Here is an 18,765-nt window from a genome sequence, read left to right as displayed (position 1 = left end):
AAATGGTACACTTAAACAAAGTACTAATTCGGAGGTGTTTTTGCATGGGCAAAAATGTATATTCAAATGAAGTTAAGTGGGCAGTTGTGAAAGATAAAATGAGTGGTCAGTTTTCGAACCGTGAAATCATGGAGAAGTATGAGATTAAAAATGTATCTCAAATCAAAACGTGGATGAAATGGTATCGAGATAATCAGGTTCATCGATTTAATCAACCAATAGGAAAACAATATTCCTATGGTCATGGACCAGACAGTTCGAGTCCTGAAGAGAAAAAAGAACGTCAATTGAATCATTTAAAACAGGAAAATGAAATCTTAAAAAAGTATTTGGAGATCGAAAAGGAGTTGAAAAAGAAATCGTTCTCCAATTAGTTCAGAATTTACGAAAGAAATATACAGTATCAGCTATTTTATCAGCTTTAAATGTTCCTAGATCCACCTATTATCGCTGGGCAAATGCGCAACCAGTTGAGTTGTCTAAGGAAGAAGAAGCGATTATTTACCTTTGCGAAAAAACTAAATACCGATATGGTCATCGAAAAATCAAGGAGCTTTTAAAACGTGACTATCATATCAAATTGAACCGTAATACTGTTCAACGAATCATGCAGAAATATCACCTTCAATGTAAAGTAAAACAAAAGAGAAGGTGGAAATCTCAAGGAGAATCTGTCGTTGTCGCGCCAAACTTATTACAGCGAGAGTTTCACGCAAGCAAACCTAACCATAAGTGGGTAACAGATATTACCTACATTCAATATGGGCCAGACACTTTATATTTATCAACGATCATGGACTTGTTTAATAATCAAATTGTTGCCTATAAACTTTATACTCATCAACAAATTCCTTTGGTGATTGATACCTTGAATGAAGCACTAGAAAAGCGAGGAAACCCTAAAGGAGTCATCATCCATTCAGATCAAGGAAGTGTCTATTCTTCTTATGCTTATCAGAATCGGATTAAAGAAAAGAATTTAGTTGGTAGTATGTCACGCAGGGGAAACTGTTGGGACAACGCAGTGATTGAGTCTTTCCACTCCAACCTTAAATCAGAAGAATTTCAGTTTGTTAAATTCCATTCTTTGTCGCTAGAAGAAGTAAAGGAACGTGTGGATCAATTTATGAGTTATTATAACGAAGAGCGTATCCAAGAAAAATTAGGCTACCACACACCAATAGAGTTTGGTGATATGGCAGCCTAAGAAGGTGTTTTATTACTGTCTCAAATGAATAGGTCAGTCTAGTTCATGCGCTTTTTATTTTTCACTTATAGTTTTGAATAATCTCGATAAATAGCTGTATGGCTTCCGAAAAGACCCCCTCATCCAAGTCAAATTTAGGGTGATGATGCGGGTACATCGATTTCTCCCCGTTCATCCCTACAAAGATGAACGCACCAGGTTTTTTCTGCAAATAATAGGAAAAATCTTCGGAAACCATTACCGGTTCGACATGTTCAAATACCTCTTGGCCAAATGCTTTCGAAATGACCGATTCGATAAAGGCTGCTTCATTCGGATCATTTACTAATGGCGGTGTTCCAACGATAAAGTCCACTTTCCCTTTGGCACTGAATGCACTGCAGATTCCCTCTGTCAGTTTGACCATTTGGCTTTTAATGAGGCTGAATGCTTCCGGCGATAAGGTTCGGATAGTGCCAATGATCTTCGCAGACTCCGGAATAATGTTATAGGTCGAGCCCGATTCAATTTTCCCTACTGATATCACACTGGGATCCATCGGATTCACGTTCCTGCTTACAATGCTTTGCAGGGATTGGATAACATGTGTCGCAATATAAATCGGATCAACTGTTTCATGCGGCATGGAGCCATGTCCGCCATACCCTTGAATGGTGATCTCAAAGTCTTCAACCGATGCCATCATTGGACCCGGACACAATCCTATTTTCCCTTTCGTCATTCCCTGCCATAAATGAAGTCCGAAAATAGCATCCACTGTATCTAAAACTCCCTGTCCGATCAGCTGGTTAGCGCCGCTCGGTGAAATTTCCTCGGATGATTGAAAAATAAGAAGGATATTCGGTTCTATTGCCTGTCTGTTTTCTGAGAGCCACTCAGCAACTGCCAAAAGAACCGCTGTATGTCCATCATGGCCGCATGTATGTGAAACTCCAGGTTTTTTAGATAGATAGGATTTATCGCCCTCTTCCATGATTGGCAAGGCATCCATATCCGCTCTCAAGGCAATCGTTTTATCTCCTTTTGTTCCCTTCACATAACCTACAAGACTTGGAGGCTGAAAATCTATTAGTTCAATATTCAATGTTTCAAGCCGCTGTCGGACGAATGCAGATGTTTCATATTCCTCACCGGACAGCTCCGGATATTGGTGAAAATGCCGGCGGTCTTTAATTGCCTGTGTTACTAGCTGTTCATTTATCATAGGTAAACTCCTTACTGTCACTTTTCGTTATGAATTAATAATAATACATTTATATTAATTTTTATACATATATTCTTTTGTTAGACAGCCAAAAAAACGGCTGCATCATTTCCAGCCGTTTTTTATCCTATGTCTTTTCATTGCTGCACCCACTTAAATAACCGGTCTCATCGTTTCTTTTAGCACGGAAACAGAATGATTGAATTGCTCTTTTTCCTGATCATTCAGCTGAATCTCCACTAATTCCTGAATACCGGCACGATTGATTTTTGCCGGTACTCCGATATATACATCATGTTGCCCATATTCACCGTTTAGATAAGCAGATACAGTCAGGATACAGTTTTCATTATTAAGGATTGCTTTTGTAATCCGAACAAGGGACATCCCGATTCCATAATATGTTGCGCCTTTTCGTTCAATAATATGGTACGCTGCATCTCGGACGTTAACGAAAATGTCATCCAGACACTCTTTGTTAACCTCTCCCTGTCTTGCTAACACCCTGTCGATCGGCTCAATTCCAATCATGGCATGGCTCCAAACGGGGAGTTCCGTATCCCCATGTTCCCCAATAATGGCCGCATGTACATTTCTTGTATCTATATGAAAGTACTTTCCAAGTGCAGACCTCAGCCTGGCAGAATCTAATACTGTCCCAGAGCCAATCACACGCTCTTTTGGCAATCCTGATTCTTTCCATGTGACATACGTTAAAATATCCACAGGATTTGTCGCGACTAAGAAAATTCCATTGAATCCACTTTCCATAATATTTCGGACAATCTGTTTAAATATTCTTGTGTTTTTTTCCACTAGTTCTAATCGGGTTTCACCTGGCTTTTGTGCCAAACCTGCAGTAATCACAACTAAGTCCGCACTTTCACAATCCTGATAGGATCCGCTCCACACATTTATGGGTGAAGGGGCGAACGGCATTCCATGATTAAGGTCCATCGCTTCCCCTTCTGATTTTGCTTCATTTACATCAATGAGGACTAATTCTTCCGCTACCCCCTGGTTAATCAATGAATACGCATAACTGCAGCCTACCGCGCCTGTTCCAACTACCACAACTCGATTTACTTTTTCTTTATTCATAATAGATAAAGCTCCCTTCGAATGATGCATTTTAACTTCTAAGGATTTCAATTATTACGAGTCAATCTTGGACCTATTAAGAAACATTGATTCAACAGAGAAATACCGCAAAATTATTTTCCGAATTTTCACTTACCCTGTAACAACGTAAGTATAACACCTTATTTGTGAATATTTTCACATAAATAGTGAATAAAAGATGAACCTTTTCCTTTACCACATAAAAAAGCAGCCAAGCACGTCATTAACATGTTCTCTGGCTGCTTAGTAGGGTAAGCCCCCAGCGCCTTGCTGTATTTCTACAGTAGGTTTCCAGACACTCCCCTCCGAACCGTACGTACTCCTCTCAGAGTATACGGCTCTCCACTTACAAATATCTATCTTCTAGTTTTATGAATTTCGTTATGACAATCCTTACACACAACTAATGTTTTCCTCTGTTTTGCAATCATCATCATTTCCCAATACGTTTTGCCTTTTAAGTTCTTCACCTTATTAACATGGTGAATTTCAAACTTCGTATCGGGAGAATTATCTCCACAGAGTTCACATTCTCTTGCACTAAGTCTTTGTTCTAAATCTGTTTTACCTTGATATACATAAAGGTTAGGTTTTATATCAATATCCTTTTTGTGACTCACTTTTCTTTTTGTGAAACCGTCTTTATAGAAGAAAGCTATTTTCTCACCATGTTTCGTTTGATACTTAACTCCCCAGTATTTGCCTTGTTTGTACTTTGTTTTCATTTTGGCAACTGTGGACTTGTATTTGTTGGCGAGTGTTTTAAGACAGCTATATTCCATGACGTATTTTAACTGCCACATTTTCTTGGATACATTTTCTGCTAGGGAATAGTAGTTGTATAATCCTCTTAATTCGGCATTGTAAGTTTGTACAATTTCTAAGTCTGAGAGACCTAATAATCTTGGTCTGTGAAGCATATCCCATTGCTTCGCATCGATATCTTTGACCATTTTTCTATCTACGATGACCCTTTCAATAGTTCCCTTAGGAATTCTTAACTGGATATAACCACGGTAACTTCTTTTTGCAACATTGTTTTTATCCTTTGTAACTGTTAGGTCATGGCTAACCATTATGTCATATCCTAAGAACCTTGCAGGCTTAGAACTGTGTGTGATAAGGGTCTTTTCTTCTGACATTTCTAGTTCAAGTTTTTCGCTTAAGAATTTACCAATCATATTTTTTATACATTGGCAATCTTCCTTGCTTCCATTTACTCCGATTAGGAAATCGTCTGCGTACCTTACATACTTTAGACTTTTATATCCTTGATTTTCGGGTTCGTAGTAGGGGAGATTAAGCAGTATCTTCTTATTCTCTTTGTATTCTTGTGTCATGGCTTCTCTTTTTTCTCCGTCAGTTGTCCCATCAATTTTCTTTTTGAGCCTCTGATTCCTCATATCATATTTGCGATATTCGGTATTTCGCTTTCGCTTTTTTGGCTCTCCTTGGTCAAACTCTTGTTTTAGTTCCTTTGTAACATAGTTATCAAATTCGTTAAGGTAAATGTTCGCTAGAATCGGACTGACAATTCCACCTTGTGGCGTTCCACTATACGTTTTGTTATATCTCCAATCTTCGAGATACCCTGCTCTAAGAAATTTCCAAATGAGCCGTATGAAGCGTTCGTCACTTATTTTCTTACGAAGTATATTTATGAGTGCATGATGGTTTATGTTATCAAAAAATCCTTTTATGTCTCCTTCAATGAACCAATTTACCCCTGTGAATGTATTTCGGATTTGAACAAGAGCCGTGTGACAACTGTGTTTTTCTCTAAAACCATGAGAGAACTCCGAGAACGTTGGTTCATATATTGCTTCTAACATCATCCTACAAACTTCTTGAACAATTCTGTCTGTGAAGGTCGGGATACCAAGCGGTCTAGTTTTACCGTTTTTCTTTGGGATATTTACTCTTCTTACTGGTTTTGGTTGGTATGTCTCATCCTTTAATGAAGAGATAATGGATTCTATCTTTTCATCCCCAAAACCATCTGCCGTTTCTTCATCTATTCCTTTTGTTGCACTACCTTTATTTTTGTATATCTTTGCATAGGCTTTGATATAGAACTCTTTGTTGTATAGATTTCTGTACAATCTGTCATAACGGTAATCTTCTTTACTAGCTTGTTTGGATAGATTGTATAACACAACGTCTGAATTTTGCATAGAGCATTTCGCTCCTTTCGTCATTGTTTATACCTTGCAAGCTGTCCTCCTTCGCCATGTGATAGGCTTTCCCTATCTCAGACTACTACGAGGACTCCGTTACCATATTGGATATTCAGTACCTTTGTACATAGCCATTATTGGCATTCCAACTTAGGTAATCCCCATTTAGTATGTTGCATACAGGCTCGATAAGTTCTCGGAAGGAACGTTCATCCTTTACCCACATCTGTGGGTGCGTCCATCCTATTAAATCAGAAACTAGGTCAGCGTATCAATTTAGTACACTTTCCCATGCTTTATCGCATCCATATAGTACGTAAAGCAGGATGGATTCTAGGTTACAGACGGTTTCCTAGAAGGTCGAGCATTGCCCCACTCGGACTGTTCTTCAAGCAGTATAGCCTTCTTCCTTATACTTATCCATTATACCTCGCCACTCAGTCTTAACCTTTCCGTCTAGGCTAACTCGTGACTTATCCCGACATGCTACACTCCCTCTTCGGTTTCCCTCCAAGATAAGTCGGTTGGTATATTAACCGTTTCTGTAGTTAATTCACCGCCTAATGGTGAAATATGCAACACCCTTATGGGCGCACAATCGACTGCTTGAAATCCAATTTTCTCGTTTGTTTCACCTAACCATACTTCTGTTTTTCCATTTCTTATCCCCTCTTAAAACGACAGAATTCTCCTATAATTATACACAAATAGACATAATCATTAAAAAAGATTACTCAGACTTTCCAATTAAATTAGCTTTTTTATTTTCCATAAACCATGATGTCTGCCCTGCACCGCTTATTTCTCAATCCCATTTTATAAATGAGAAATAGATAAGGTGCTTGTTCATCTATTCACTAGTTAGTATTATTTTTGCGACTGAACAAAATAGTACAATAAGATTTTTAAAATCTTACCTATCCGCATAGCAAGGTATAGTCATAGTAAACTTACTTAATAGACGATAAATAAAAATAGTAAAATAATTGTGGCATTCATTGACAAAAATAATAATACCTTTACAATAATTCTTATAAGCAAAAAATAACTATAGATAGATTATCAGTATGGACTGAACAAACTATCTATGGTTTTTTTAATTTCATTATAGGAGGAATTACATATGTCACTAATTGGAAAAGAAGTACAGCCATTCACAGCACAAGCATACAGAAACGGTGATTTCATCGAAGTTACTGAACAAAATTTAAAAGGTCAGTGGAGCATTGTCTGCTTCTACCCTGCAGATTTCACTTTTGTGTGCCCGACTGAGCTTGAAGACCTTCAAGAACAATACCCAGCACTTCAAGAACTTGGTGTAGAAGTATTCTCTGTTTCAAGAGACTCACACTTCACACACAAAGCATGGCATGATACATCCGATGCAATCGGAAAAATCACTTATACCATGATTGGTGACCCTGCCCATGTTCTTTCTCGCAACTTTGATGTATTTATTGAAGAATTAGGTCAAGCAGACCGCGGTACTTTCATCATCGATCCTGATGGCATTATCCAAGCAATTGAAATTAATGCAGACGGAATCGGCCGTGATGCAAGCACACTAATCAACAAAATCAAAGCAGCTCAATATGTTCGCAACAATCCTGGCGAAGTTTGCCCAGCAAAATGGAAGGAAGGCTCTGAAACACTTAAGCCAAGCCTTGACCTTGTAGGGAAAATTTAAGGAGTGCTATAAATGATACTTGATGCAGATTTAAAAGCACAATTAAATCAATATCTTCAACTGCTGGAAAACGACATCGTACTGAAAGTCAGTGCAGGTTCCGATAAGGTCTCAAGTGATATGCTGGCTCTTACTGATGAGCTCGCCGCTATGTCCTCTAAAATCAAAATAGAGCAGGCAGCCCTTCAGAGAACGCCAAGCTTCAGTGTCAATCGTGTCGGCGAAGATGCAGGCATTACATTTGCCGGTATTCCTTTAGGACATGAATTCACTTCACTTGTGTTAGCACTGCTTCAAGTAAGCGGAAGAGCTCCAAAGATTGACCAAAGTGTCATGAATCGGATCAAAGCCATTGAAGGCGAATACCGTTTTGAAACATATGTCAGCCTAAGCTGCCATAACTGTCCAGATGTGGTACAAGCACTTAACATCATGAGCGTTCTGAACCCAGGCATCACTCATACAATGATTGACGGTGCAGCCTTCAAAGAAGAAGTCGAAAGCAAAGACATTTTGGCAGTTCCAACTGTTTTCCTAAATGGGGAAACTTTCGGAAGCGGCCGTATGACATTGGAAGAAATTCTTGCGAAAATGGGCAACGTCCAAGATGCTTCCGAGCTTTCTGATAAAGATCCATATGATGTCCTTGTTGTCGGCGGCGGCCCATCCGGTGCCAGTGCCGCGATTTATGCCGCACGTAAAGGCATTCGCACAGGCATAGTCGCTGAACGCTTCGGCGGTCAGATTTTGGACACACTCGGCATCGAAAACTTCATTGGCACTAAATACACAGAAGGCCCTAAGCTTGCCGCAAGCCTTGAGGCTCATGTCAAAGAATACGACATCGATGTCATGAACACGCAGCGTGCTGCCCGTCTGGAAAAGAAAGACCTTGTGGAAATCGAGTTGGAAAGCGGGGCTGTTCTTAAAAGTAAAACAGTCATCCTTTCAACCGGTGCACGCTGGCGTAACATCGGCGTTCCGGGAGAAGCCGAATTTAAAAACAAAGGGGTAGCCTACTGCCCTCACTGTGACGGTCCATTATTTGAAGGCAAAGACGTAGCAGTCATCGGCGGCGGTAACTCCGGTGTTGAAGCTGCAATTGACTTGGCTGGAATTGTGAAGCATGTCACAGTTATTGAATTCTCAGCAGAACTCAAAGCCGATACTGTCCTGCAAGAACGCCTTTTCAGCCTTCCTAATGTAACGGTCATTAAGAACGCCCAAACAAAGGAAATTACCGGTACAGACAAAGTAAACGGTATTACCTACATTAACCGTGAAACAGGAGCCGAACACCATATAGCATTACAAGGCGTATTCATCCAGATCGGTCTTGTTCCTAATACCGAATGGTTAGGTGACACGCTCGAGCGCACAAGAATGGGTGAAATCGTTGTAGACAAACGCGGTGCTACTACTATTCCTGGAGTATTTGCTGCAGGCGACTGCACAGACAGCGCTTATAAGCAAATCATCATTTCCATGGGATCAGGCGCTACTGCCGCACTTGGTGCATTTGACTACCTCATTCGAAATTAATCTAGTAGAATACTACATGTAAAAGCCACTTTACTTCGGGTAAAGTGGCTTTTTTGTACTGGATTTTAAGATCATTAATCGCAAAAGCTTTTATAACATTAACAAATACCGCTACATATTAGGTAATCAAGTTCTTATAGTTCATTCTGTAGCATAAGCTGGAAACATTACTGAACTGGTCCCATAAATTCAGTAATAATAAGAATATGTTCCTTCAGTTTGACTTTCTTTAGATGCTCTACTTTTTCTGCTCCGCCTAAACCTAATAGAGGTGTATAGCCGAAGCATTCATCATACTCTGTTTCTTTATATTTTTCTATTGCTTCTGGATAAGGAAGCCAATCTAACCCCTTCTGTCTAAACGCCTCTTCCTCTAAAAATCTAAGAAACAAGGAATATTTTGAAGCTACCACTTTTGTTTTACCTTTTCGATAGTTAATCATTACAAGATAGGACTCTTGGTTTTCATCCTTTTCAAAAAGTATAACATCACCCATGGATGTACTGAAAATAGGTATTGTTCCTTTGCTTCTTAAATAAGAGTCATTTACTAAAGAGCTAAATTCATCCGGGTTAATTATTTTTAAATACCCATTCATAAATGTACCATACCCATATGTTTTCCATGCTTGGATAGGCTACACTTAGTTGGACAGAAAAATTAAGGTCAAGTAGACTACACATAATACATTTGAGGAGAATCTACATGACCAAAAGAGAACGCCGTACATTTACTGAAGATTTTAAGAAACAGATGGTGCAATTGTACCAACATGGAAAACCTAGAAAAGATATAATTCGAGAGTATGATCTCACCCCTTCTTCACTTGATAAGTGGGTCAAACAGAGTGAAACATCTGGTTCATTTAAAGAAAAGGACCAGATGTCAGATGAACAGAAAGAACTGTTTGAACTTCGAAAGAGAAATAAGCAATTGGAAATGGAGAATGATATTTTAAAGCAAGCCGGGCTGATACTAGGACGAAAGTAAATGTGATCAAGAATAACCAGCACAAATACTCGATATCAGCAATGTGCAAAGTCCTGCAGATCCCAAGAAGCACTTATTACTACGAATCGAAAGAAAGGCCTTCGGAAGACGACATTACGTCTCACATCATTGGAATTTTCCAAAACAGCCGTCAGAATTACGGTACCCGTAAAATCAAAGTGGAATTAGAAAAGAGCGGACATCAGGTTTCCAGGCGGCGCATCGGAAGAATTATGGCTGAACAAGGGCTAGTCTCATCCTACACAGTCGCACAGTTTAAGCCGTATGCCAAAAGCTGTAACGAATCGGAAACTAAGAACGAACTAAACCGGGAATTTAACCAGGAAGAAGAATTAACAGTGGTAGTAAGCGATTTATCGTATGTAAGAGTCAATCAAAAATGGCATTACCTATGTGTCTTTGTCGATCTCTTTAATAGGGAAATCGTCGGTTCGAGCACGGGGCCAAATAAGGACGCTGCCTTGGTTTATAAGGCTTTCTCCTCTATACAGCAGGATCTTCGTACGATTCAGTATTTCCACACTGATAGAGGCAGTGAGTTTAAGAATAGCATCATTGATGAAGCGCTCAAGGCCTTCAACATCAAAAGATCATTAAGTATGAAGGGCTGCCCTTATGATAATGCAGTAGCAGAGGCGACGTTTAAAATCATCAAAACAGAATTCGTCAGAGCGAGACAGTTTGCCAGTTTAGAAGAGTTGACAAGGGAATTTCAGGACTACGTTCATTGGTTTAACAACATTCGAATTCATGGTACGTTAGGCTATGTGAGTCCCGTTACGTACAAACTTGAACATCTTAAGAAAACTGTCTAGTTTTGTGTAGACAATCCACTATGAGCCACTAGGCGGATCCAACACAAAAAAGAAACCTTGAAAGGCACTTTGCCACTCAAGGTTTGAAAGTGTTTTGTTCCCTATCTCAAAAGGGGGGTAGTCCTTTAATGTAAAACAGGTGCTTTATCATCTACTTTTCTTCAAATTTTTTCATCCTCTCTATTAAGTCTAAATCAAATTGCTCATTATTCTGATTTACATATTTATATTCAAAATATTCAATTCTATCTGAAGGACCAAATTCACTCTCATGCCAATTTGTGTAATCAAAACGAATATTTAGTTTACCCGATGAATTAAGTAATAATGACACGGAAAACCAAGGTTCTTGGCCATTATCAATAAAAACCTGTTGCAGTTTAACTGTTAATTCAAACAATTTATTAAGCTCTTCATCATAGACACTCTCATCTATAGGAAACATATTTGGGATATCATGAGAATAAACTGGTTCATTACTGTCAATAGGTGTAAAAAAGAAGAATACCCCTCCCTCTTTATCCTTCACTTCCCCATTAAAATAAAGATTGCTCCATTCAATTGGAATTATATTGTTAACTTGTTGAGCTATCTGGTTATATAATTCATTTAGTTTAATTTCAAAGCTCATATTCTCAACCTCCTGATTTATTTTGTATAACTAACCTTACTTGTCGTTTTCCTTCAATTTGATATTTTATTGTAAATGAATCTGGTCGCATTGAGTTATTGGAATAAATTGGTTTAATATTAACTGAGACTTTCTTTGGAGGCACCTCTTTTAATGCATTTGCCCATTCAGTCTCCATATTATACCAAACCCCGCCTCTTCTATTAATCTGACTATTTTGTGGTACAAGATTGTCTATATCTCCAGGACCATTAAATTGTGCACCTATTAAATGACCACCGTCATCATCTGGTAATCTATCTTTATCTCCTACATTTGCTTGTGCATATTTGTTTCTGTCAGCCTTTTTTAATGTAAGTTCAGGAGCATCCACATTTACAATACGTCCAAGTTCATCGGTGGTATATTTATAGTTATCATTGGTTACGTACTTAGTATTTGGGAGTAATTTTTTCTTACCATTTTCACCTTTTATTATGTGCTTACCAAAATCAATTTCTTTAACTTCATTGAATATATTACCATTACCCGTACCCTATGTTGTAATCTTAAAAGCTAAAAATAAAAAAATCAGCCATTTTACCACCCTATTAAACTACTTCTTTTTCTTGTACTATCGGCAATTTATAGGTTGTTTTATGTTTCATCATGCCATAAACAATGTTCACAAGCCTTCTCATTATACAAACCAATGCTTGTCCCTTTGTTTTACCTTCTTTCAGCTTTCGTTGGTAATAAGCATGACACTGGGTTCCTTGGCAGTTTACTTCCTTTTGCCACTTGCACTTGTTGCACTGCCAAGTTGTAAAATAAAGCGTGCAGCGCCCGATTTCCCTGTTTGCTTTTTTGTTCCTTGCCTTTCCCACCAGAGCCAAAGTAAACAGGCGCAATCCCCGCAAATCGTGCTAATTTGTTGGCATTAGGAAAACGTCTTACGTCACCAATTTCTGCAATTAATGCCGATGCCGTCACAAGTTCTATTCCCGGCATCGTCTCTAATTGATAATCTAGTAGATTTACTACCTGTTTTAATTCTCTTTCGATGTATTTCATTTCCTTCTTTTTAAACTCAATCTCCCGTACAATACTTCTTACTAAAAAGTTTCGCATTTCTTGATACTCTTTCATTGTTTGTCCATCTTCTTTCACAAGCCTTAATATTTCACTCGCTTTCTTTACTGAACATGTATTGTTGCTAACATCTAATAAAAAAGCTGTTAATCGCTTTATATTCGTCCCCTCCAAACAAGAGGGTGACGGATATTTCTCCCAAAACGCTAATGCTGTTTTCCCATCTAATTCTGAGAAAAACTTTTTATAGCTTGGATAATGATTGTTTAATTGAATATGTAATTGATTTTTCAAAGCAGCTTGTGCTTTTACTAATGCATTTCTTCTCGAAACCAGTTGTTGTATCGACCAAAATAAATCGTTTGGCTTTGCATCTGGCAGTTGATTAAATTTGTTTACCAGTATGCGTGCTACACATTCCGCATCCCAACTATCATTTTTTTGTATCATCACTTGGCTCTTTCGCTCTAAAAATGATAAAGCTGGATTTACTTCTTTCACAACTCGTTCATGGTCTACTAAATATTTCGCTAACGCTCTTCCATAACCACCAACATCTTCTAAACCAAATACAACAGTTATCCCATCACACACATATGTCTCTACTTCTAATAAAAACTTCGAAAATGCAGATGGTTTATTCTCAAATTGTATTTCTCCTAGTTTCTCTTGCCAACAATTAATAATAACAGCCGTATGCTGCTCTTTATGTAAATCTACTCCTACATACAAATAGTTCTGCCTATGATGCATAACTCATCCCTCTATTCAATAATTTAGTCATGTATAAAAATGTCGGCAACCTTAGTTCGAGCGTTCATCTTCCGATAAACGCATAGGTACGCAAGCCTATCCATTTTCATAACTTCATAAGTACATATAGTAAAATGAGCGTTTTTTTAAGTACGACTGTTATAAAATTGCTGAATGTTTACCGTTTGTTTGTATTTGCCCGTATGTATATACCCCTCGATAAAAACTTTCTCGGTCTAACATGCGTTTCACTTGCACTTTCGTAAACAGCTTTCCTTTCTCAGTACGATAACCTTCCCTATTCAGTCGTTCTGCCAATTGAGTTAGCGACCAATGTTTAAAAAAGTGTCTTAATTCAAATAGTCTACGTACAACTACCGCTTTCTCCACATCTACTTCTAACACTTTTTGCCCTTTCTTTACTCTATAACCAAACATCACACCGCCCCCCGCATATCCACCTTGTTCCGCTTTCTTCTTTCTCCCTCTACTTAGTTTTAATGCAATTTCAAGACGTTGGTATTGGTCTAATAGCTCTAACATGCCATTTACTAAAAAGTCATTCGGCTCATGTGCATATATACTGTAATTTGGTTGTTCAATCGCTTTCACATCAACCTTATATTTCTTTAACTCTCGTTGTATTAACACTTTTGCCATATCAGAGCGCCATAACCGAGATGTATTGAGTACAATAACTTGGCTCACTTGATGATATGCCATATCCGACAATAGCTCTTGTAAACCTTCACGTTCAACTGTTAATCCATCTTCATCAACAGTCGCTCCGCTTAATCCTCTATCTTCATACAATATGAAGTAGTTCTAAATTATTTTCGTTACAGTAACGTTCAATCTCTTCTACTTGATACGCTAAACTATACCCATCACGTACTTGTCCTTCCGTTGAAACTCGTACGTAACCAACTACTTTCTCTCCCATCATAAATCCCCTCCCGTTACAGTAATTTGAGTCCCTGTAACGTTTGCCCGTTTTTTTGCGGATAACGTGTTCGTATCGTAAATCCGTTAAAACGTACTTTACGATGACTTCAAAACATAATACAACCCTTTATTTTTTCTTCTACTCTCGTTATACACTTTACAAATCCATTACAATCTATAAAAACTTTAATACTTCGTGCACTTATAAAATTATAATGTGTCTACCTATTTCTATCCTAAAAGCAAAAAAGCACTTGTTGCCTTTAGTTGACAATCAAGTGCTTTAAGTTCATATGTTTTTAAGTAGCATTAAATTTGTAAGTTTTGTAGTAACAGTATGACACCTTTTATATATCATGACAACTACTACGTTAAAACTTACGAGTTTGTACGAGTTCGTTAGTTTTATGTCCATTCCATGTCTTTATATTCGTCGCACAGTAAAATGTCATCTCGCCTAAGCTCGTACTTCGTTTTCTATTCTATCATTGCACACAGTACTCTATGATGGTACAACCATCATGGAGTATGTATTTTCAAACAGCCTATTATTTTTTCTGTCTTTTATTTAGTTAAATAGGATTATTCGGAAATTCACTATAATACTTATCGATTAACGCTTTATAATTTTCATCATTTGGTACTTCGCCTAAGTATTTATTTTTCCAAATAATCATTTGGTCACTAAAACTATATTCCGTATCAAACCAATTTGTATAATCATAATGTAACTTAAATTTCCCACTACTCTCTAGGGACATTGTAAAAGAATACCAAAGTTCCTGCTCATTATCTTTAAAAACCTTTCTAAGTTCCTTACTCAATTTATATAAAACATCTTCTTTTCTCTCAAATTCATCTTCATCAATTTGATATTTGAAAGGAATTTCTACACTATATTTATATTGCTTATTTTCAAGTGTATTATAAAAAAAGTAAGTTCCTCCCCCATTTTCTGATATTTGAGCATAAAAATAAAATTTATTCCAATCTTCTGGAATCATTTCATTAACTGTTTCAGCTATCTCTCTATATAATCTATTCATTTCCTTTTCCATACTCAACCTCCTGCTCTATTTTCAATGGTTTTCTTAAATATTCCTTTACCTTCAATTTCATAAACTACTTTATATGAATCTGGTCTTAATGAAGTCCCAACAAAAACTGGCTTAATTTTTACAGATACTTTTTTTGGTGGAATCTCTTTCAGAGCGTTTGCCCACTCAGTCTCCATCTTGTACCACTCTCCACCAGAGCGATTAATTTGCCTATTCTGAGCAAGCAAATTATCAATATCTCCCGAACCACGAAACTGAGTTCCTATCAAGTGTCAACCATCATCATCAACCAATCTATCTTCTCGACCTGCTGCCACTTGCATTCCCGGGTTTCGCGTTCCTTTTTGAAGTATTAACTCTTCCGCATTTACATCTACTATTCTACCAAGTTCATCTGTTGTATATTTATAATTCTCCTCAGTAATATAACGTACGTTTGGTGCAAGTTCTTTCCTTCCATTCTTCCCTTTAATGATGTGTTCCCCAAAATTTTCTCCTGTTATTTCAGTTATCTCACTATTCTTACCCGTACCCTTAGGTATCCCCCCAACTCCCTTCCCCTCAACCTTCCCAGGAGAGGATGGAACTATCGAATCCATCCGATTTTCGATTGTGTACCTGTTCCATACATTAATGGGCGCTTGATTGGCCGTACTTAGCTGGAAGGGCGGATTGGGCATTAAGGTTCGTCTAAAGAAGTGAGTGACATCTTGGACGTATTGTTGGCCGCCATTTTTTATATGGCTCGGCCATGCGGCGTTTTCTTTCTTGATTCCGCCCAAGCCTTGGACGGATTCTGTTGGCTTTTTGGAGATGGCTGGGCCGGTTCCACTGGCTTTATTGATACTTTTTTCTACTTTTAACAGCTTGAGGTATTTGGCTTGGCCGGCGTATGGGATGAAGGAAGTGGCTGCACTTCATCTACTCCATAATGGTACTACCATCATAAGCTATGAATTTCAGTAAAGCATAAATAACTCATAAAAAAACAAAAAACACTTGTTACCTAATAGGCAATCAAGTGCTTTATAGTTTCAATAATAATACGGCTTGTCAATCAAACCTTAAAGTTTATTATTTTGTATCTCATCAAACCACTCATCAGCAATCTGACTAGCCGTTTTAGTTTCATGATTAGTGTAAACTAAATCATACTTGTATTCAGCTTTGAATTTGCCACTCTTAACATCATATATTAACTTCATTTCTGTAGGCATATCTTTTTCATAAGACAAACATAATTCTTTAATTTTTTCAATATCTTCATTTAGATATCTAATACCATAAACTGGCGTTCCGAAGATACATTGTATCTTTCATCCCCATTCGCCAATGCATCATTCACTTTATGAGGCTTCACATACTTATTATTAATTAAATAAAAAAACTTGCTCGCAATAATACTTTCCTCACATGAAGCGTAAACATATACTTTATCCGCTCTTTCTTCAATATACTCCATACATATGGATATCATATCAGCTTGCAATTCACTAAATCTATCTTCAAAAGTATTCATCTAGGTTTCACTCCTTAGCTTAGTTTAAAAGGACTTCAGAGAACGACTCACCATCAATTTGTATTTTACTAGGAATTTTTCCGGCCTCACATTATCCCTAGAGTATATTACTTGTAGATTAATTGTTACTTCTTTTGGAGGGGTTTCCTTTAAAGCTGCAGCCCATTCATCTTCAATTTTCTTATATTGCTTCAAATTAACATCAGATAGTTGCGAAACCAAATTATCAATTTTAGGTGAGCCTCCAAACCTATCACCTGCCAAATGTCCCGCGTGATCCTGACCTTTCACTTTACCTGGTGTATTTTTACTGTGTGACAATCTATCTGTTCTCAATGTTAATTGTAAATTTTCTGTTTCAAATTTTACAATCCTGCCTGCACTATCTGTTTCATAGAAGTAGTTATACTCTCCAGTTTTATACCAAATATTAGATTTTAATCGATTTTTCCTTCCGTTTGTATACTGTTCTCCTCTTCCCACTAATGTTTTAATATCACTTTCTCCAGCTAAACGATTACCCGTACCCTTAGTGGCACCCTCAGCTCCCTTCCCCTCAACCTTCCCAGGAGAGGCTGAAACAATCGAATCCATCCGATTTTCGATTGTGGATCTGTTCATTATATTGATAGGTGCTTGATTCGCCGTACTTAGCTGGAAGGGCGGATTAGGCATTAAGGTTTGTCTAAAGAAATGGGTAACATCTTGGATGTATTGTTGGCCGCCATTTTTTATATGGCTCGGCCATGCAGCGTTTTCTTTCTTGATTCCGCCCACTCCTTGGACAGATTCTGTTGATTTTTTGGAAATGGCTGAGCGGGTTCCGCTGGCTTTATTGATCCCTTTTCCGGCTTTTAACAGCTTAAGGTATTTGGCTTGGCCGGCGTATGGGATGAAGGAAGTGGCTGCACTTCCCGATGCGTACATGATTCCTTCTTTTTCAGCGGTGTCTGATATGGACTGAGCCATTGATTCAAGGATAATGGCCGGATCTTCTATGGCCAATTCAAGCATTTCCTTGGCACTCTCAATTCTTTTGTCTGAAGCTTTTTTTAGAAAAGGCGGTTCTATCACATCTGGAATCATGCTCGATAAGGAAATGATCCTAGTGTCAATAATAAGCATACTGCTGCCTTTTAGTATCTCCCAAGCCGCTACACCAAACCCTTTTACAAAATTCCAGGCTCCCTCCGCTGTGACAGAAACTACTTCACTTGCCCCTTCAGAGAAATTCGTATAGCGATCTTGGACCGCCGCGGCTTTGTTTGCATATTCGTCATCTGTGTTTTCAAACTTTTTTACTTTTGACTCATAGAGGTCCCATAACTCCTCCATTTTATGTTTAAATCTGGACTGAGTAGATTCCATGTCGTTTCGCCTAATTACCGTATTATTTTCACAAACCAAGTATTAAAAATGCCTGCTTTGAAGGTACACCCTTTATGAGTTATGAATTTCATATATTAATTTTTTATATTGAAAGGTATATATTCCATACAAAAAGCACCTGCTGCCTATAAGACAACCAAGTGCTTTATTGTTTATTTTTTTTCAAACTCCTTCATTCTCTCTATTAACTCTAAATCTAGCTGTTCTTTGTTTTGGCTTATATATTTATATTCAAAATACTTAATTCTATCTGTTGGACCAAATTCACTTTCATGCCAATTTGTATAATCAAAATGTACGTTTAATTTACCTGTATCATTTAATATTAATGTCACTGAAAACCAAGGATCTTGGTCATTATCAGTAAAAACTTTTTGGAGTTCAACAGTAAGTTGAAATAATTTATGTAGCTCTTTATTATAAGCCCTCTTATCTACACTATATAATTTTGGAATATAATGTGAAAAAATGTGTTGTTCCTCACCTTTTGGCGTAAAAAAGAAGAAAACTCCTCCTTCTCCTTCCTTAACTTCACCATTAAAATAGAAATTATCCCATTCAGTTGGAATCATATCATTAACCTGTTGTGCAATTTCTTTATATAACTCGTTTAATTCTGTTTCAAAACTCATC

At 37.7% G+C, this 18,765-nt stretch carries 13 protein-coding genes and 4 pseudogenes; 4 read left to right on the top strand and 13 right to left on the bottom strand.

Translation table 11 applies throughout. From position 1 onward, the window contains the following. The first annotated feature begins 44 nt into the window (after positions 1 to 44). Positions 45 to 1,207, top strand: a protein-coding gene (locus BQ4305_RS12685; protein ID WP_110926156.1) for an IS3 family transposase whose coding sequence is annotated in 2 segments (ribosomal slippage) — positions 45 to 321 and positions 321 to 1,207 — 1,164 coding nt in all. Because the reading frame shifts where the segments join, the coding sequence is not laid out codon by codon here. A 61-nt stretch (positions 1,208 to 1,268) separates the two neighbouring features. On the opposite strand, the gene BQ4305_RS12680 is transcribed toward BQ4305_RS12685, so the two are convergent. The 3 genes from BQ4305_RS12680 to ltrA all read right to left on the bottom strand — a co-directional run bounded on the left by BQ4305_RS12680 (position 1,269) and on the right by ltrA (position 5,707). After that, entirely contained in the window at positions 1,269 to 2,411 is a 1,143-nt protein-coding gene (locus BQ4305_RS12680) for a M20 metallopeptidase family protein (RefSeq protein WP_110928137.1), read from the bottom strand. Between the two features lie 153 nt (positions 2,412 to 2,564). Then, complete coding sequence (locus BQ4305_RS12675) at positions 2,565 to 3,512, bottom strand: L-lactate dehydrogenase (protein ID WP_110928136.1); 948 nt, start codon at positions 3,510 to 3,512, stop codon at positions 2,565 to 2,567. Positions 3,513 to 3,889: 377 nt separating this feature from the next. Then, on the bottom strand, positions 3,890 to 5,707 hold the full coding sequence (gene ltrA / locus BQ4305_RS12665) for a group II intron reverse transcriptase/maturase (RefSeq protein WP_110928790.1): 1,818 nt from the start codon (positions 5,705 to 5,707) through the stop codon (positions 3,890 to 3,892). Between the two features lie 1,126 nt (positions 5,708 to 6,833). On the opposite strand from ltrA, the gene ahpC reads away from it, so the two are divergent. Together ahpC and ahpF are read left to right on the top strand one after the other, a co-directional pair. After that, a complete protein-coding gene (gene ahpC / locus BQ4305_RS12660) occupies positions 6,834 to 7,397 on the top strand; it encodes an alkyl hydroperoxide reductase subunit C (protein ID WP_110928135.1) in 564 nt (187 codons plus the stop codon). A gap of 12 nt (positions 7,398 to 7,409) precedes the next feature. After that, positions 7,410 to 8,939 (top strand): alkyl hydroperoxide reductase subunit F, encoded by a 1,530-nt coding sequence (gene ahpF, locus BQ4305_RS12655; RefSeq protein ID WP_110928134.1) that lies wholly within the window; start codon positions 7,410 to 7,412, stop codon positions 8,937 to 8,939. A gap of 167 nt (positions 8,940 to 9,106) precedes the next feature. On the opposite strand, the gene BQ4305_RS12650 is transcribed toward ahpF, so the two are convergent. Beyond that, positions 9,107 to 9,538, bottom strand: a complete 432-nt coding sequence (locus tag BQ4305_RS12650) for a T6SS immunity protein Tdi1 domain-containing protein (protein ID WP_234396953.1) — start codon at positions 9,536 to 9,538, stop codon at positions 9,107 to 9,109. Between the two features lie 107 nt (positions 9,539 to 9,645). Between BQ4305_RS12650 and BQ4305_RS12645 the strand changes: the two genes are divergently transcribed. Continuing rightward, positions 9,646 to 10,766, top strand: a protein-coding gene (locus tag BQ4305_RS12645) for an IS3 family transposase (RefSeq protein WP_110928133.1) whose coding sequence is annotated in 2 segments (ribosomal slippage) — positions 9,646 to 9,895 and positions 9,895 to 10,766 — 1,122 coding nt in all. Because the reading frame shifts where the segments join, the coding sequence is not laid out codon by codon here. Positions 10,767 to 10,917: 151 nt separating this feature from the next. Here BQ4305_RS12645 and BQ4305_RS12640 read toward each other — a convergent pair. From BQ4305_RS12640 to BQ4305_RS12600, 9 genes and pseudogenes are all read right to left on the bottom strand, one after another. After that, a complete protein-coding gene (locus BQ4305_RS12640) occupies positions 10,918 to 11,397 on the bottom strand; it encodes an immunity protein YezG family protein (protein WP_110928132.1) in 480 nt (159 codons plus the stop codon). A 4-nt stretch (positions 11,398 to 11,401) separates the two neighbouring features. Next, entirely contained in the window at positions 11,402 to 11,872 is a 471-nt protein-coding gene (locus tag BQ4305_RS12635) for a DNA/RNA non-specific endonuclease (protein WP_267888119.1), read from the bottom strand. A 115-nt stretch (positions 11,873 to 11,987) separates the two neighbouring features. After that, positions 11,988 to 13,221: pseudogene (locus BQ4305_RS12630) on the bottom strand (IS110 family RNA-guided transposase). Positions 13,222 to 13,380: 159 nt separating this feature from the next. Further along, positions 13,381 to 14,164 (bottom strand): annotated as a pseudogene (locus BQ4305_RS12625) (recombinase family protein). 574 nt (positions 14,165 to 14,738) lie between these two features. Next, positions 14,739 to 15,224, bottom strand: a complete 486-nt coding sequence (locus tag BQ4305_RS12620; RefSeq protein WP_000410099.1) for an antitoxin YezG family protein — start codon at positions 15,222 to 15,224, stop codon at positions 14,739 to 14,741. Positions 15,225 to 15,226: 2 nt separating this feature from the next. After that, positions 15,227 to 15,823 (bottom strand): annotated as a pseudogene (locus BQ4305_RS12615) (DNA/RNA non-specific endonuclease). 465 nt (positions 15,824 to 16,288) lie between these two features. Then, positions 16,289 to 16,743 (bottom strand): annotated as a pseudogene (locus BQ4305_RS12610) (DUF600 domain-containing protein). Positions 16,744 to 16,767: 24 nt separating this feature from the next. After that, positions 16,768 to 18,111 carry a DNA/RNA non-specific endonuclease gene (locus BQ4305_RS12605; protein WP_234396952.1) on the bottom strand — a complete coding sequence of 448 codons (1,344 nt, stop codon included), beginning with the start codon at positions 18,109 to 18,111 and terminating at the stop codon, positions 16,768 to 16,770. Between the two features lie 173 nt (positions 18,112 to 18,284). Next, positions 18,285 to 18,764 (bottom strand): immunity protein YezG family protein, encoded by a 480-nt coding sequence (locus BQ4305_RS12600; RefSeq protein ID WP_110928130.1) that lies wholly within the window; start codon positions 18,762 to 18,764, stop codon positions 18,285 to 18,287. Position 18,765: the final 1 nt, after the last annotated feature.

Source organism: Bacillus massiliglaciei (assembly GCF_900098925.1).
GTDB lineage: Bacteria > Bacillota > Bacilli > Bacillales > DSM-1321 > Peribacillus > Peribacillus massiliglaciei.
Note: the sequence above shows the minus strand (reverse complement) of the source record. Positions and strands in the feature narration are given on the sequence as shown.

Bases quoted from the DNA above. Each gene is read 5' to 3' on its own strand.
- ahpC (WP_110928135.1), top strand. From the start codon at position 6,834: ATGTCACTAATTGGAAAAGAAGTACAGCCATTCACAGCACAAGCATAC.
- BQ4305_RS12605 (WP_234396952.1), bottom strand. From the start codon at position 18,111: ATGGAATCTACTCAGTCCAGATTTAAACATAAAATGGAGGAGTTATGG.
- ahpF (WP_110928134.1), top strand. From the start codon at position 7,410: ATGATACTTGATGCAGATTTAAAAGCACAATTAAATCAATATCTTCAA.
- BQ4305_RS12680 (WP_110928137.1), bottom strand. From the start codon at position 2,411: ATGATAAATGAACAGCTAGTAACACAGGCAATTAAAGACCGCCGGCAT.
- BQ4305_RS12600 (WP_110928130.1), bottom strand. From the start codon at position 18,764: ATGAGTTTTGAAACAGAATTAAACGAGTTATATAAAGAAATTGCACAA.
- BQ4305_RS12620 (WP_000410099.1), bottom strand. From the start codon at position 15,224: ATGGAAAAGGAAATGAATAGATTATATAGAGAGATAGCTGAAACAGTT.
- BQ4305_RS12650 (WP_234396953.1), bottom strand. From the start codon at position 9,538: ATGAATGGGTATTTAAAAATAATTAACCCGGATGAATTTAGCTCTTTA.
- BQ4305_RS12675 (WP_110928136.1), bottom strand. From the start codon at position 3,512: ATGAATAAAGAAAAAGTAAATCGAGTTGTGGTAGTTGGAACAGGCGCG.
- ltrA (WP_110928790.1), bottom strand. From the start codon at position 5,707: ATGCAAAATTCAGACGTTGTGTTATACAATCTATCCAAACAAGCTAGT.
- BQ4305_RS12640 (WP_110928132.1), bottom strand. From the start codon at position 11,397: ATGAGCTTTGAAATTAAACTAAATGAATTATATAACCAGATAGCTCAA.